Source organism: Larkinella humicola, assembly GCF_008727875.1.
Taxonomy (GTDB): Bacteria; Bacteroidota; Bacteroidia; order Cytophagales; family Spirosomataceae; genus Larkinella; species Larkinella humicola.
Window position 1 is genome coordinate 273,411 of record NZ_VTWS01000008.1, and the last position, 15,534, is coordinate 288,944.

9 protein-coding genes are annotated in these 15,534 nt (G+C 53.1%); all 9 read left to right on the forward strand.

The genetic code is table 11. The annotated features are described in order from the left end of the window. The first annotated feature begins 15 nt into the window (after positions 1-15). The 9 genes from F0P93_RS26505 (at position 16) to F0P93_RS26545 (ending at position 15,428) form a co-directional block, all read left to right on the forward strand. The gene (locus F0P93_RS26505; protein ID WP_150880740.1) at positions 16-999 is read left to right on the forward strand and encodes an ABC transporter permease; all 984 of its coding nucleotides are present in this window, start codon (positions 16-18) and stop codon (positions 997-999) included. A gap of 230 nt (positions 1,000-1,229) precedes the next feature. Next, complete coding sequence (locus tag F0P93_RS26510; protein WP_150880741.1) at positions 1,230-2,183, forward strand: sugar ABC transporter substrate-binding protein; 954 nt, start codon at positions 1,230-1,232, stop codon at positions 2,181-2,183. Positions 2,184-2,322: 139 nt separating this feature from the next. Further along, on the forward strand, positions 2,323-4,647 hold the full coding sequence (locus F0P93_RS26515) for a PSD1 and planctomycete cytochrome C domain-containing protein (RefSeq protein ID WP_150880742.1): 2,325 nt from the start codon (positions 2,323-2,325) through the stop codon (positions 4,645-4,647). A 5-nt stretch (positions 4,648-4,652) separates the two neighbouring features. Beyond that, positions 4,653-6,107 (forward strand): DUF1501 domain-containing protein, encoded by a 1,455-nt coding sequence (locus tag F0P93_RS26520; RefSeq protein ID WP_114407376.1) that lies wholly within the window; start codon positions 4,653-4,655, stop codon positions 6,105-6,107. Positions 6,108-6,149: 42 nt separating this feature from the next. After that, on the forward strand, positions 6,150-8,321 hold the full coding sequence (locus F0P93_RS26525) for a c-type cytochrome domain-containing protein (RefSeq protein ID WP_150880743.1): 2,172 nt from the start codon (positions 6,150-6,152) through the stop codon (positions 8,319-8,321). 66 nt (positions 8,322-8,387) lie between these two features. Continuing rightward, positions 8,388-8,996, forward strand: coding sequence for an RNA polymerase sigma factor (locus tag F0P93_RS26530; RefSeq protein WP_150880744.1), 609 nt, complete (start codon positions 8,388-8,390; stop codon positions 8,994-8,996). Between the two features lie 109 nt (positions 8,997-9,105). Continuing rightward, on the forward strand, positions 9,106-10,233 hold the full coding sequence (locus F0P93_RS26535) for a FecR family protein (protein ID WP_150880745.1): 1,128 nt from the start codon (positions 9,106-9,108) through the stop codon (positions 10,231-10,233). A gap of 246 nt (positions 10,234-10,479) precedes the next feature. Then, complete coding sequence (locus tag F0P93_RS26540; RefSeq protein ID WP_225309653.1) at positions 10,480-13,869, forward strand: TonB-dependent receptor; 3,390 nt, start codon at positions 10,480-10,482, stop codon at positions 13,867-13,869. Positions 13,870-13,889: 20 nt separating this feature from the next. After that, positions 13,890-15,428, forward strand: coding sequence for a RagB/SusD family nutrient uptake outer membrane protein (locus F0P93_RS26545; protein ID WP_150880747.1), 1,539 nt, complete (start codon positions 13,890-13,892; stop codon positions 15,426-15,428). Positions 15,429-15,534: the final 106 nt, after the last annotated feature.

Sequence of the window (15,534 nt, forward strand, 5' to 3'; positions counted from 1 at the left end):
GCATCCTAAACCTGAATGGAAAACCCTGTTCAAACCGACCGCAACCCGGTTGGGATATCGACCAAAAAACGCATCCGGGGGATCGGCCAATACGGTATTTTCATTGCCTTCATCCTGATTTGCCTGGTTCTTTCGGTCGTCACGCCCAAATTTCTGACGGTTTCCAACCTGACGATTGTTGTCACGCAGGTGTCGATCAATGCGCTGCTGGCCTTTGGGGTTACGTTTGTGATCATTACGGGCGGCATTGATTTGTCCATCGGTTCCATCGTGGCCGTTACGAGTGTGGTAGCCGCGTCCTTCGCCCATCCGGATACCTATCCCGTCGTCGTACCCATTCTGACCGGTTTAGCCGCCGGTTTGATCCTCGGTGCGTTCAACGGGTTGGTCATCACCAAAAGCAAAGTGCCGCCTTTTATTGTGACACTGGGAACCATGACCATCGGCCGGGGCCTGGCCCTCATTCTGAGCAAGGGCCGTCCCGTGTCCAACCTCTCTGATTCCTTTAATTTCATCGGTGGCGGGCATCTGCTGGGCATTCCGACCCCGATTCTCATCCTGATCGTGTTTTTTATCATCTGCTCGGTGGTGCTCAAAAAAACCGTGTTGGGCCGCTACATGTACGCCGTGGGTGGCAATGAACAGGCCGCTCAGGCATCAGGCATTCAACTGAATAAAGTCAAAATGGTGGTATACACGCTTTGCGGAGGACTCGCGGCTCTGGCCGGTATCTTGCTGACGTCGCGCATCACCACGGGCCAGCCCAACGCCGGCGTCGGTTTCGAGCTGGACGCGATTGCGGCCGCCATCATCGGCGGAACCAGCACCTCGGGCGGAACCGGCACCATGACCGGAACGCTGATTGGGGCGTTGCTGATCGGCGTCATCAGCAACGGGCTGGATTTGATGAATGTTACCTCGTACTACCAGCAGGTCGTGATGGGCGTTATCATCATCGGAGCCGTGGTTCTGGATAGTTTGAATCAACCGAAAAGCTAATAGTTTACAACCCCGGAGGGGTTAAATGTCAATAGCCAATTGAAAAGTCCATGTGCAAAGCCCCGGCAGGGGCGTACTGAAGGCAAATCCATTTTTAGGACGCCCCGCCGGGGCTTTGAGGTTTATGGAAAACGTTCTATTGACATTTAACCCCGCCGGGGTTTGAACTGAATCAGTTTAACAGAAATCAAGTTTACAAACCTTGCACGGAACAGGAACAATAAAACAAGATGAAACCAATTACCTTCTTTTCTATTTTTGTTACCTTCTTCACTACCAGCCTGCTAACAGGTTGCAATCAATCTTCATCGGGCGAAAAAACCGGCGAAACCGGCGACAAAAAACTGACCGTGGGCGTGACGATGCTCAGCATGCAGAACGAGTTCATTGTCAACGTCAGTGACGAGATCGACAAAAAAGCGAAAGAATCGGATGTGGAGTTGATTACCGTCGATGCCGAGCGGTCGGCTTTGAAACAGATTGAGCAGGTGGAGAGCTTCATTGCGCAGAAAGTCGATGTGATCATCATGAATCCCTGCGAAGTGGAAGCCAGCTCGCCCGCGGTGACGAAGGCGTTGGCCGCCAACATCCCGATCATCAACGTCAACTCCGAAACCACCGCCAAACCGTCGGCCTTCATCGGTTCCGACGACGTGGAATCCGGACGGATTGCGATGAAGTTCATTGCCGAAAAACTGGGCGGAAAAGGCAACGTCGTGATGATGCACGGCTACATGGGCCAGGCGGCTCAGATCAAACGCGAACAGGGTGCGCGGGAAATTCTGAAACAGTATCCGAACCTGAAACTGATTGCCCACCAGACCGGCGAATGGGACCGGGCGAAGGCCATGTCACTGATGGAGAACTGGATTCAATCGTACGGCACAACCATCAACGCGGTTTTTGCCCAGAATGATGAAATGGGCATGGGTGCCGTCAAGGCATTAACCGACGCCGGATTGAAAGAAAAAGTCATCGTGGTCAGCATCGATGCGATTCCAGATGCGTTGCAGGCTGTCAAGAAAGGGACGCTCGATGCCACGGTTTTTCAGAATGCCGAACAGCAGGGCGCCAAAGCCATCGAAACCGCCATCAAGATTGCGAAAGGTGAGGCCTACGCGAAGGAAACGTTGATTCCATTCCAGTTGGTAACCAAAGAGAACTTGGCTAAATTTATGAAATAATATCACTATGGCACCAAATTGTATCATCTATTGTTACATTATTTCACGAAATTGGACGCGTTTTTAGCGTAACACCAACGCTTCACATCTTCCTAAACCAGTAGGATTCTTCAACTACTACCGAACTAATTTATTTCCTATGCTTAAGCAGTCCTTTTATTTGATCGGTGTTTTGGCAAGTGTTCTCGGGGTGATCCAGGCCTGCAATACGGGTTCGACGCATGGCGTTGAGGACGAAAAGTTGCCGGATGTCGTTAGTTATAATTTCGATATTCGCCCCATTCTGTCGGACAAATGCCTCGCCTGCCACGGCCCGGATGCCAACAAAAGGGAAGCCGGTTTGCGGCTCGATGTGGCCGAAAGTGCCTTCAAAGCGCTGGCCGAAAACCCGACGGCTCACGCGCTGGTCGCCGGGAAGCCCGAATTGTCGGAGGCTTTCATGCGAATCACTACGCAGGATACATCCCTGCTGATGCCTCCTCCGGCGTCCAATCTGAAGCTCTCTACCCGCGAAATCAACCTGATCGAAAAGTGGATCAAGCAGGGAGCGAAATACGAAAAACACTGGGCGTTTGTGGCCCCTAAAAAACCGGCTGTTCCGGAGGTTGACCAGACCGACTGGCCCAAAAACGAGATTGACCATTTCATACTCCACAAGCAGGAGCAAAAAGGATTGGCTCCCAATGAAGAGGCTGATAAAGAACGGTTGTTGAAACGGTTGAGCCTGGATTTGACCGGTTTGCCGCCGTCGCTGCCCCTGATGGATCAGTTTCTGGCCGACAACAGTCCGAATGCCTACGAAAAAGCCGTCGATCAGTTGCTGAAAAATCCGGCCTACGGCGAAAAAATGGCCCTGCACTGGCTCGATTTGGCCCGCTACGCCGATTCGCATGGTTATCAGGACGATGGCTACCGGACGCAGTGGCCCTGGCGCGATTGGGTGATCCACGCGTTCAACAAAAACATGCATTACAACGACTTCGTCACCTGGCAATTGGCCGGGGATTTGTTGCCCAATGCCTCGAAAGAGCAACTGCTGGCGACCGGTTTCAACCGGAACCATAAAATTACGGAAGAAGGCGGGGTTATTCCGGAAGAATACCGGATCATGTACGTCACGGACCGGACCGATCTGTTCGGAAAAGGGCTCATGGGCGTCACGATGGAATGTGCGCACTGCCACGACCATAAATACGACCCGTTCTCCCAGAAAGAATATTACCAGCTCTTTGCGTTCTTTAACAACGTGAAAGAAGTGGGGATCGAATCGGTGATTGGCGGCCCCGAAACCTACGCCAAAAAACCGCTGATGGAAATCAGTGACGACGAGGTCAAAAACATCCTGACGTTTGTTAACAAACCAGATACCAACCGCCTGATTGTGTCGGTCATGGGCGATATGGACCCCGATACGATGCGCAAAACGTACATCCTTAAGCGGGGTGTTTACGACGCGCCGGGCGACGAAGTGGAACCCGGAACGCCGTCGTCCATTCTGCCTTTCAACAAAAACTATCCTAAAAACCGCCTGGGCCTTTCGCAGTGGCTGTTCGACAAAAAAAATCCGCTGACGGCCCGCGTGTATGTCAACCTGTTGTGGCAGGAATTCTTCGGGAAAGGCATCGTCAAAACCTCCGGCGATTTCGGGATGCAGGGCGATCTGCCGTCGCATCCGGAATTGCTGGACTGGCTGGCCGTCGATTTTATGGAGCACAACTGGGACATCAAACGACTGGTGAAACAGATGGTGACCTCGGCTACCTACCGCCAGTCGGCGGTGGTGACGCCCGAAAAGTTGAAAAACGATCCCGACAATGTCTTGCTGGCGCGTGGCCCCCGCTACCGGATTCCCGCCGAGTTCATCAAAGACCTGGTGTTGTCGAGCAGCGGTTTGCTGAACAGGAAAATTGGTGGTCCCAGCGTCAAACCGTATCAGCCCCCCGGCTTGTGGGAAGGCGCGACTTCGGGCCGCGGGCTGCTGTCGACTTACAACCAGGATCACGGGCCGAGTCTGTACCGCCGGGGCATGTACACGCTCATCAAGCGAACCGTCCCCCCCCCCTCGATGGCCATTTTCGACGCCAGCAACCGGGATTTGTGTGAGGTGAAACGGTTGAAGACCAACACGCCTTTGCAGGCTTTGGTGATGATGAACGACCCCACAGTGCTGGAAGCGTCCCGCGTGCTGGCGGCCAATCTGTTGCAGGAAAACAGCGCGTCGAAGGATAAAATCAGCAAGGCGTTCCGCCTGATTGTGGGTCGAAAACCCAAAGAAAAGGAAATCGACATGCTGACGGCCTATTACGAAAAAGGGCTGAAGGAAATCAAAAAACCGGTCGCGGAAAAGGCCCTGGCAGTGGGCGAATACCCGATTCCGGAGAAAGTGGACAAGACGAAACTGGCCGCGATGATGCGGGTGATTTCGACAATTTATAACCTGGAAGAAACCATTACAAAGACGTAGTGATCATGGAAAAGGAAATCTTAGAACACGGCTTTAATTTCAACCGGCGTCGCTTCTTATCCCGCTTGAGTTTAGGACTGGGCAGTGCGGCTTTAGGATCGCTGATGATCCCCGATCTGTTTGGCGGCAACAGTACCGATGAAGAAGGGCTTACGCCCGGCATTCCGCATTTTGCGCCCAAAGCCAAACGCGTTATTTACCTGTTCCAGAATGGTGCGCCGTCGCAGCAGGAATTATTTGATTACAAACCCAAGCTCCGGGAAATGCTGGGGCAGGAAATTCCGCCGTCGGTGCGGGGAACACAACGGCTGACCGGGATGACCGCCAACCAGGCGTCGTTTCCGCTGGTGGGATCATTCGTGAATTTCAAGCAGTATGGTCAGTCGCGGGCGTGGGTAAGTGACCTGTTTCCGTATACCGCTAAAATCGTGGATGATCTATGCATCGTGAAATCCATGTTTACGGAAGCCATCAACCACGATCCGGCGCTCACGTTTCTGCAAACCGGCTCGCAGCAGGGCAACCGCCCGAGCATGGGGTCTTGGCTGAGCTACGGGCTGGGCAATGAAAACAAAAACCTGCCGAATTTTACGGTGCTGCTGTCACGCGGCATCGGCAACGGGCAGGGCGTGTATTCCAAGCTGTGGTCGAACGGTTTTCTGGATTCGATTCACCAGGGCGTGCAGTTCAGCAAGGGCGAAGATCCGGTGTTGTACCTGCGCGATCCCGAAGGCATGGACCGGCACGCGCGCCGGGATATGCTGGACAATCTGGCGGAACTCAACGATCTGGCGTATCAGGAATTTGGCGATCCGGAAATTACGGCCAAAGTAAAACAATACGAAATGGCGTACCGGATGCAGACGGCGGTTCCGGAAGTAATGGACCTGTCGAAAGAACCGGACGATATCATCAAGCTCTACGGCCCGGACTGTCTGGTGCCCGGTACGTTTGCCGCCAACTGCCTGCTGGCCCGGAAGTTATCCGAAAACGGCGTGCGGTTTGTGCAGTTGTATCACCAGGGCTGGGATCAGCACGGCAACCTGCCGTTCGAAATTGCCAAACAGGCCAAGGACGTCGATCAGGCGTCGGCGGCTCTGGTGACCGACCTCAAACAACGCGGTTTGCTGGACGAAACGCTGGTGATCTGGGGCGGTGAATTTGGGCGGACCAGCTACACCCAGGGCAAACTGACGGCCGACAACTACGGACGCGATCACCACCCGCGCTGCTTCACGATCTGGATGGCCGGGGGTGGTATCAAACCCGGAATGGTGTACGGCGAAACGGATGAACTGGGCTATAACATCGCCCAGAATCCGGTTCACGTCCACGATTTTCAGGCGACGGTGTTGCACCAGTTGGGTCTGAATCACGAAAAATTGATTTTCAAACACCTGGGTCGCCGGTACCGTTTGACGGATGTTTCCGGCAAAGTGGTCCGGGATATTCTGGCCTGATCAGTACCCTACTATTCCTAACCCACTGGATTCCTTGTTGTGATGACTAAAAAGGTCAAAAGTCTGGCCGAGCAGGCGTTGTTTGCTTCAGCCATTTTTATTCTGTTTCTTCTGCTTTTCGAGAGTAAGATTGTGGTGCCGACCTGGGTGCAGCCCCTTGGGCGGATGCACCCGCTCTTTCTCCATTTCCCCATCGTGATCCTGTTGCTGGCGATGGCAATGGAACTGTTTCGGTTCAACGCTTCGTATGCCGCTAACGAGTTTTACCGCGGTTTTTTATCCAACTTGCTCCTGGTTGGCGTTTTATCAGCCGGTATTACGGTCATCATGGGCCTGTTTCTGTCCAAAGAAGACGGTTATTCCGGAGAAGTGTTGCAGTGGCACAAATGGTCGGGCGTCGGCCTGTTCTACCTCTCCTGCCTGATTTACTGGAGCCGCAACCGGGATTGGTACCAGGCCACGGTGGCCCGATCGGGGGCCATTCTGGCCGTTGTTTTCCTGATCGGCGCGGGGCATTACGGGGCGGTTTTAACGCACGGCGACAACTTCATTACCGGCCCGATCAGCAACCCGACCGTTGAACCGGTGGCCCTCGATCAGGCGCTGGTGTTCGACCACGTCATTCAACCCATTTTCCAGCAGAAGTGCATCAGTTGCCACAATCCGGAGAAGCTGAAAGGCGAACTGAACATGGCCGACGTCGATGCCCTGCTGAAAGGCGGCAAATCCGGCAAACTGTTCAAAGCCGGTTTCCCCGACCAGAGCCTGTTGCTGCAGCGTATTCACCTGCCGCTGGAAGAGAAAAAACACATGCCGCCGACGGGTAAAACACAGTTGACGGCCGACGAAATGACGCTGCTGGCCCTCTGGGTGAAAAGCAAACCGGATTTCAAGAAAAAGGTCATCGATTTACCGCCCACCGATTCCTTACGGCGCATCGCTGCCACCCTGCTCAAACCCGCCGAACAGCAGGAAGCGGTCTATGAATTCGATGCGGCTGATGAAGAAACCGTGCAGAAGCTCAACAACGATTACCGGACGATTGCCCCCCTGGCCCGGGAGTCACCGGCCCTGGCGGTCAATCTGTATAACCGGAACACGTATTCCGTGGATAAACTGAAGGAATTGAGCGACATCAAACAACAGGTCGTTTCGCTGAGTCTGAATAAATTACCGGTGAAAGATGCGGATCTGAAAACGATTGCCCAGTTTGAAAACCTGCAAAAGCTGGACCTGAATTTCACCGACATCACCGGCAAAGACCTGAACGAACTGGCGGCTCTGAAACACCTCAACACCCTGACCTTGTCGGGCACCAAAGTAACGTATGCCGACTTGCAGAAACAGATCGGCGATTTCAAAAGTCTGAAAACCGTCTCGCTCTGGGAAACCAAACTGTCGGTTTCTGAGATTCAGCAATTGCAAAAAGCCAATCGAAACATCGCGTTTATTGCCGGCTTTAAAGACGACGGCAAAGACCCGATCACGCTGAACCCTCCGCAGATTAAAAACAGCTCGACTATTTTTGACAAACCGACGGCCCTGCAACTGAAACACCCGATCAAAGGCGTTCAGATCCGGTTCACCACCGACGGCACCGAGCCCGACAGCATCCACTCGCCGGTTTTCAACAACCAGACGGTGTTGACCGACATGACCACCATCAAGGCCCGGGCGTTCAAAGATGGCTGGTTTGGCAGCAGTACGGCCACCTTCGATTTTTATAAAAGTGCCTACAAACCCGACAGCGTCAATCTGTTGCTGCCGCTCAACCGCGTTCACCAGGCCGAGGGTGCCAAATCGCTGTTTGACTACAAACTCGGCACGTTCAACGCCAACAGCCCGGCCTGGGCCAACAACTGGACGGGCGTTCGCAACAACGACATGGTGCTGGTGGCCGAATATAAAAAACCGGTCACGGTTTCCTCCGTGGCCCTGCGGATCATGGTGGAAGAAGCCACGGGTATTTTTCCGCCGGGCACCGTCGAAATCTGGGGGGGCGACAGCCGCGAGCAGATGAAACTGCTCACGACGGTCAGGCCGAAAATGCCCGTCAAAGGCGAACCGCACGAATTAAAAACCGTTAGCTGCCCCTTCAAACCGCAAACCGTCGCGTACCTCAAAGTGGTTGCCAAACCGTGTACGCTGCCCGAATGGCACGGCGGAAAAGGAAAACCGGGGCTGGTGCTGGTGGATGAGATGTTTGTGAATTGAAAACAGGCCAGTGAAGACACGCACGCTTTCAAGTGTTTAGAACCGCATGTTACCGGGTAATGGCATATGGATCAGAAGAAACACCCCTTCAATCGACCCGCAGAACTTGTTGTATGGCAACAGTTTTTGTCAGGCGATACCGTGGCTTTTGCCTATCTGATGTCTTCTCATTTTCAGGTTCTGTTTCGGTATGGCAGTAAATTTTCGAAAGACAAGGAGTTTGTCAAGGACTGCATTCAGGACCTGTTTCTGATCATTTGGGAACGTCGTGACCGACTCAGTGCGGAGGTGGCGGTAAAGCCCTACCTGATGGCGTCGCTCCGACGGCTGATGAACCGCAGCGGACAATCCCGAACCGGATTATCGGACGAACTTCCCAGCGATAACGAAGAGGTATTTGATATTGAATATTCGGTCGAAGAGGAGTACATTGAACAGGAAAACGTCCGGGTCATCACCCAACGTTTCAAAAAGCTGCTGAATGAACTTCCCAAACGGCAGAAGGAAGTTATTTATCTAAAATTCTTTCAGGAAATGGACCGGAACCAGATTTCGGAGGTGATGGACATTTCTCCCCAAACGGTATCCAATCTGCTTCAGATTGCCATCAGACAACTAAAGGAATACTGGAAAGTGGAATTCTTAACGCTGCTTCTGGCCCATTTTTACGGATAACCGGACCAGGTCAATTGGCAAGATTCTATTTTTTTTCAAAATAATTCTACTTCTTTTGGTATCGCGGCCGTGATTTCGTCTATCGTATGGTATAGATGCACAGGTAGGTATGGATCAGTACAGAAGTTTCAAAACCGGCGATTTTGTCTGGGATCCTTTTTTTCGGCAGTGGGTTCTTTCGCCCAGCAGCGAGACGGATTTCTTCTGGCATCAATGGATGCAGGAAAATCCGGACCGCGCCGACCGGATTCACGAGGCCCGAACCGTTGTGCTGTCTCTTCAGGTAAACGAACCTACGCTGCCCGCACACGAAATTGAGCAGGTTGTCAAATCGACGATTTCCAGAATCAATCAGCCGTCATCCTCAACTCCGGAATACAGGCAGCGGCCTTTACCGGTTTATAACCGTAGCTGGTTCCAGATAGCCGCGTCGGTAAGCCTTATTCTGCTGGCAGGATGGCTGGCTTTCCCCTATCTCCGTTCCGAGCGGCCTTCCACCCGGTTGGATGCGCCCTCCACGATTGCTACCAATCAGACATCGGCCGTTGCCGATACCGCGAATACCTCATCTTACCACGTCGTGATCCACCTCGACGATGGCAGTAGCGTTACCCTCGCGCCCGCCAGCCGGATTCACTACGCCAAAAACTTTTTAACCTCCAAACGGGAAGTCTACCTCACCGGAGAAGCATTTTTTGAAGTCGCCAAAGATCCGGCCCATCCTTTTTTAGTTTATGCCAATGGACTGGTTACCAAAGTTTTAGGAACCAGTTTTACAGTGAAAGCCTACGAACGTTCGCGGGAAGTGATCGTTGAAGTGAAGACCGGACGCGTTTCGGTGTTTGCCCAGTCGGACCCCAGAGCACAGGAGAAAGCCGTCAACCGCGAACTGGACGGGGTCGTTCTTTCGCCCAATCAGAAAATTGTGTATAAAACCGATGAGGTACGGATGCGAAAGACCCTGGTGGAAAAACCCGTGTTGCTCAAGACCGTTGTTCAGCCTTCGTTTCACTTTGAAGACAAACCCGTGAGCGAAGTTTTTGCTGCGCTCGAAAAAGCCTACGGTGTTCCGATCATTTATGACAAAGACCTGATGATGGACTGCCCCTTAACGGCTTCCCTGGACAGTATGGCATTATATGATCAGCTAACCATTATCTGTAAAGCCATTGAGGCCCGGTATGAGCTGGTGGAAGGGCAAATTGTTATTCACGGCAAGGGATGTAAAACGAATTAAAGCGTACCTGTCAAGCGGGTTTATAAACTGGCTGAATTCTTTTTCTGATCGAAATAACCTAAACCCTTAAAACTTTATGCGGTATGATGATCCCAAAAACCTGCAATCTGAAAAGGTGCCGGGCTGATTTCGTTCGATCCGGTTAACTTCCAACGCTTCCTTTCAAAACTGCTTTTCATGCTACTCCCCGAAAAAGGGGAGCCTGGGAAACTATTGCCTGTTCAAACTCCTATACCCTTAACTTTTATGAAAAAAACCATACGGTATCAGCAGTTCGTCTATCGAATCGCCTGCCGAACGCTGGGTCTTACTGCGATTCAGACCTTGTTCGCTTTTTGCTTCGCCGGTCTGGGCTACGCCAGCGACGGCATAGCCCAGTCGCTTCTTAATCAGAAAATCACGGTCAGAGCGCAGGAAATGGAGATTAAAACCGTTCTGAGCCAGGTGGAACGGCAGGTAGACGTCCGTTTTGTGTTTAGCTCGAAACTGATTCAATCCAGCCGGAAAATCACCCTTTCTGCCGAAAACAAACCGCTTCAACAGGTACTGGACCACATCCTGAGCCCGCTGGGCTTGCAGTACGAACTGACCGGAAAAGTCATTATTATCAGACGCGAAGAAGCGGCACCGCTACCACTCCCGCCGGTGGGCCAGGTCGCCCCCAAGCGTACGGTTTCCGGAAAAGTGCTCGATGAAACCGGCAAAGGATTACCCGGTGTCAGTGTCGTTGTGAAAGGAACGCAGCGGGGTACGATTACAAACGGAGAGGGGGATTTTCAGATGGAAACGGAAGACAATGCCATCCTCGTTTTTAGCTTCGTTGGCTACAAAAGCCAGGAAATGACCGTGGGCAACCAGAGCACCTTTTCCATTACGCTTGCTCCGGAAGACCGGGCGCTGGAAGAAATCGTGGTGGTGGGCTACGGAACGCAGAAACAACGGGAAGTCACCGGTTCCATTGCATCACTACCCGCGGCCCAACTGGAAGACCAGCCGGTGGGTCAGTTGGCTCAAAAGCTTCAGGGACGCATTGCCGGTGTCCAGATCAACCAGGCTTCGGGCACACCCGGCAGCGGAATGGCCATCCGGATTCGCGGGGCGGCCTCCATCAATGCCGGTAACACACCCCTGTATGTGGTCGACGGCTTTCCGATTGTGGGCGGTATCAACAACATCAACCCCAACGAAATCGAAAATTTCTCCGTCCTGAAAGGCGCTTCGGCGGCTGCTTTATACGGTTCGCGGGCGGCCAACGGCGTGATTCTGATTACCACGAAACAGGCCAAAGAAGGCCGGACCACCATCCAGTTCAGCGCCACCTACGGCCTTGCCCAGGTTCCGCAGCGGGGGCGGGCCAAGCTCATGAATGCGAAGGAGTTTTTGCAGGACCGGAAGGAAATTTTTGAAGACAAAATTAAATACGAAGGCTACACGGGCGGCATACCGGAGCTGTATCAAAACCCCGAAGCCTATACCGGGAAAAGCACCGACTGGTATAACGAACTGTTGCAGACAGGCGGGCAGAACAGCTACAACCTTTCCATTTTGTCGAACAAGAACAATTTCAGTTCGGCCACCACTCTCGGCTATTACAAGGAAAAAGGGGTGGTATTGAACACCAATTACGAGCGGTTTTCACTGCGGTCTAACAATCAGTACAAGATCAACGACTTCGCCCGGGTCGGCATCAACATTGCCCCAACCTATCAGCGCAGTCTGAATCAGGAAACCGACGGTTTTTACAGCACGCTCTATTCGGCCATCATCACGCCCCCCATCTTTTCGCCCGATGACAAAAACCCCGACGGTTCTGTCAAACTGAGTTTTACCGGACCGGGGCTTTTTACGTTTCCGAACTGGAAAAAAACCTTGCTGGAAACCACCAACCGGACCAACTCAACCCGGATTTTGAGCAATGCCTACGCCGAGATCGACTTTCTGAAAAATTTCCGGTTTAAAAGCTCCCTCTCGCTGGATCTGGAGAGCCGCAAACAGCGGATTTTCAACCCGTCGACGGCGGGTGGTATTTTTGCGCCCCCGCCCAAACTGGCCACCGGCTCGTACGAAACGAATGAATATACCTCGTGGCTGACCGAGAACACCCTCAATTACAGTAAATCTTTTGCAACAGACCACCATGTTGAAGCGCTCGTGGGGTATTCGGCCCAGCAGTTCCGGCAGGAAACCAACCGGCTCACGGGCACCAGCTTTCCGGACGATGCCGTTACCTGGATCGACGCGGCTGCCATCAAAAACGGAAACAGCAGTTCCACCGAATGGTCGTTGCTCTCGATGTTTAGCCGGGTGAACTACAACTACAAAGGAAAATACCTGCTGGCCGCTTCCATTCGCCGGGATGGCTCGTCGCGGTTTGGGTCGGCCAACCGCTGGGGTTCGTTCCCCTCCCTATCGGCGGGCTGGATTATTTCGGACGAAAGTTTCGCTCAGAAATGGAGCAGCGTGAGTTACCTGAAATTACGGGCCGAATACGGAGATGCCGGCAATTTTAACATCGGTAATTACAGCCAGTTTGGTAACATCGTCTCCACCAACTACCTGTTCGGAAACGCCCTCGTGCAGGGACGAAGCCCCAACACGATCGGGAATACCAGCCTGACCTGGGAAACCACCACCGGGATGGACATTGGGCTGGATGTGGGGCTGCTGAACGACCGGATTTCGCTGACGGCGGATTATTACAACAAAAGAACCAAGAACATGCTGTATCAGGTGGATATTCCGACGGGTACCGGTTTTTCCAACATCCAGGACAACATTGGCGAATTCCATTTCTGGGGGTATGAATTTGGCGCCACCACCCGGAATCTGGTTGGTACGCTGAAATGGACCAGCGATTTCAATATTTCGTTCAACCGAAACAAGGTCATCAAGTTAGGAACCAACGACACGCCCATCGGCGGCATCGGTAATTATTCCAGCACGATCTGGAAAACCGAAGTGGGCCATCCGATCGGGCAGTTCTACGGCTATGTGTTCGATGGCATCTACAAAACGCAGGAGGAGTTTGATTCGCAGCCCAAACACAGCACGTCCAAGGTGGGCACCATGCGCATGAAAGACATCAACGGCGACGGCATCATCAACACCCTGGATAAAACGTACATCGGCAACCCCAATCCGAAATTTGTGTATGGCATCAACAATACGTTTGCCTACAAAAACCTGGATCTGAATGTTGTGATTTCGGGGGCCTACGGTGGAAAAATGTACTATGCGCTGGCGGAATGGACCGAAACCCTGGAAGGGATTTTCAATGTCGAAACGTACATGAAAGACCGCTGGCGGTCGCCCGAAAACCCCGGTGCCGGTATTGTTGGACGGTCACTGTCAGGAACCACCGAATTTCCGCGTAATGTGCAGGACCGTCTGGCGCTCGATGCTTCGTACCTGACCGTAAAAAACATCACACTGGGCTACACCCTGCCGAAAGTATCGCGCTACATCACCAAATCCCGGATTTTTCTGAGTGTGCAGCAGGCGCTGGTCTTGACCAAATACAAAGGAGCCAATCCGGAAGCCAGTTTCAACGGGTTGAGCGGCCTGAGCGAAGGGGTCGACATCAGCCCGTATCCGGTTCCACGGACGTTTGCGCTGGGCCTGAATCTGAATTTTTAATCGTATCGAAAATCAAAGACATGAAAAAGCTCCTGTATCTATCGCTTTTAACGACCCTGCTCCTGATGGGCTGTTCCGAAGATTTTCTGGAACGCGTGCCGGAAAGCTCCGTCACCTCCGGTAATTTTTACCAGACCGAAGCCCAGTTCGAACAGGCCATGGTGGGTGCCTACGCGGCTGTCCGGGACGCCAAAGGATCGATTGCCGCCTGGTGCATGGGCGAGATGCGATCGGACAACACGCACCTTGAGTTCAACAACACCAACCGCGGACCGGCCTACATCGAACGGGAATACACCGATTTCTTTCTGGATGATGTGACCAGTACGCTCGTCGCCGACAAGTACAACCGGTGTTACGTCGGCATTGCCCGCGCCAACAGCATCATCGACTATTTGCCTAGCGCGGGGCTGAGCCAACAGGTGGCCGACCGGCTGACGGGGCAGGCCCGGTTTCTGCGGGCGTTGTTTTACTTTGATCTGGTACGGTATTTTGGCGGGGTTCCGCTGTACCTGAAAGCCGTATCGGGCGCCGGTGATGCCTATCTTCCGCGTTCGTCCGTCGACGAGGTGTATAAAGTCATTGTCGACGATCTGAAAGACGCCATTGCCAAACTACCGGCACCGGCGTTTCCGCAAACGGGACGCGCCACGCAGGCAGCGGCTAAAATGCTGCTGGCCGATGTGTATCTGACGCAGAAGAATTTTGCGCTGGCCGAAACCGAACTGAAAGGGATTACCCCGATGGGCTTTTCACTCCTGCCCGACTATGCCTCGGTTTTCAGTTTGTCGAATAAAAACAGCCGGGAGTCGCTGTTCGAGATTCAGTACCAGCAGGGCAATCAGGGGCAAAACAGCAACTTTCTGTATCCGTTTCTGCCCCTGGCTTCGGATGTCAGCAAGATCACCGGCATCACCTCCCAAAACCGCCAGGGGGGCGGCTGGAACGTGCCGACGTTCGAGATGATCGGCACCTACGAACCCGGCGACAAGCGGCTGGAAGCGTCGATTGGCATTGCGGAAGGCACCGGCGTGGTGGGCGATATGGCCATTGAAACCCTGAAAAGCCCGGTTGGCTACGTCAAACCGGCGGGTAAAAGGGCGTACCCGTACATCAAAAAGTACCTGCACGCCCACAGCCTGGAGCAGAATACCGACGACAATTTCCCGGTTTATCGTTATTCCGATGTGCTCCTGGGGCTGGCCGAGGCCCTCAATGAACAAAATAAAGGTGCCGAAGCGCTGACCTACCTAAACCCGGTTCGGGTGCGGGCGGGTCTGGCCCCGTCGACGCAAACCAGTCAGGCGGCTTTGCGGGACCTGATCGCCCACGAACGGCGCGTTGAATTTGCCTTTGAAAACAAACGGTGGCTGGATTTGGTCCGCACCGGCAAAGCCATCGAGGTGATGAACAAGAACGGGGAGTACATCAAGGCGTTTCATGCCGGCGAATCGTATCTGCCCGGTACCAGTTACGCAGTGACCCAGAACCGTCTGCTTTTTCCGATACCCAACCGCGAAATATTAATCGGAAAGCTGCAACAAAATCCGGGTTATTAACGCGGAATGTAGGTAAAAAACACGATTAACCTGTTTTATGAATGAGACGCTCCAGGGCGGTTTGTTTATAAAACAGGTCTTTCGCTTTTGCCCCTAAATCCCCTAA

Coding starts and splice junctions, on each gene's coding strand:
- F0P93_RS26505 (WP_150880740.1), top strand. CDS start 16: ATGGAAAACCCTGTTCAAACCGACCGCAACCCGGTTGGGATATCGACC.
- F0P93_RS26510 (WP_150880741.1), top strand. CDS start 1,230: ATGAAACCAATTACCTTCTTTTCTATTTTTGTTACCTTCTTCACTACC.
- F0P93_RS26515 (WP_150880742.1), top strand. CDS start 2,323: ATGCTTAAGCAGTCCTTTTATTTGATCGGTGTTTTGGCAAGTGTTCTC.
- F0P93_RS26520 (WP_114407376.1), top strand. CDS start 4,653: ATGGAAAAGGAAATCTTAGAACACGGCTTTAATTTCAACCGGCGTCGC.
- F0P93_RS26525 (WP_150880743.1), top strand. CDS start 6,150: ATGACTAAAAAGGTCAAAAGTCTGGCCGAGCAGGCGTTGTTTGCTTCA.
- F0P93_RS26530 (WP_150880744.1), top strand. CDS start 8,388: ATGGATCAGAAGAAACACCCCTTCAATCGACCCGCAGAACTTGTTGTA.
- F0P93_RS26535 (WP_150880745.1), top strand. CDS start 9,106: ATGGATCAGTACAGAAGTTTCAAAACCGGCGATTTTGTCTGGGATCCT.
- F0P93_RS26540 (WP_225309653.1), top strand. CDS start 10,480: ATGAAAAAAACCATACGGTATCAGCAGTTCGTCTATCGAATCGCCTGC.
- F0P93_RS26545 (WP_150880747.1), top strand. CDS start 13,890: ATGAAAAAGCTCCTGTATCTATCGCTTTTAACGACCCTGCTCCTGATG.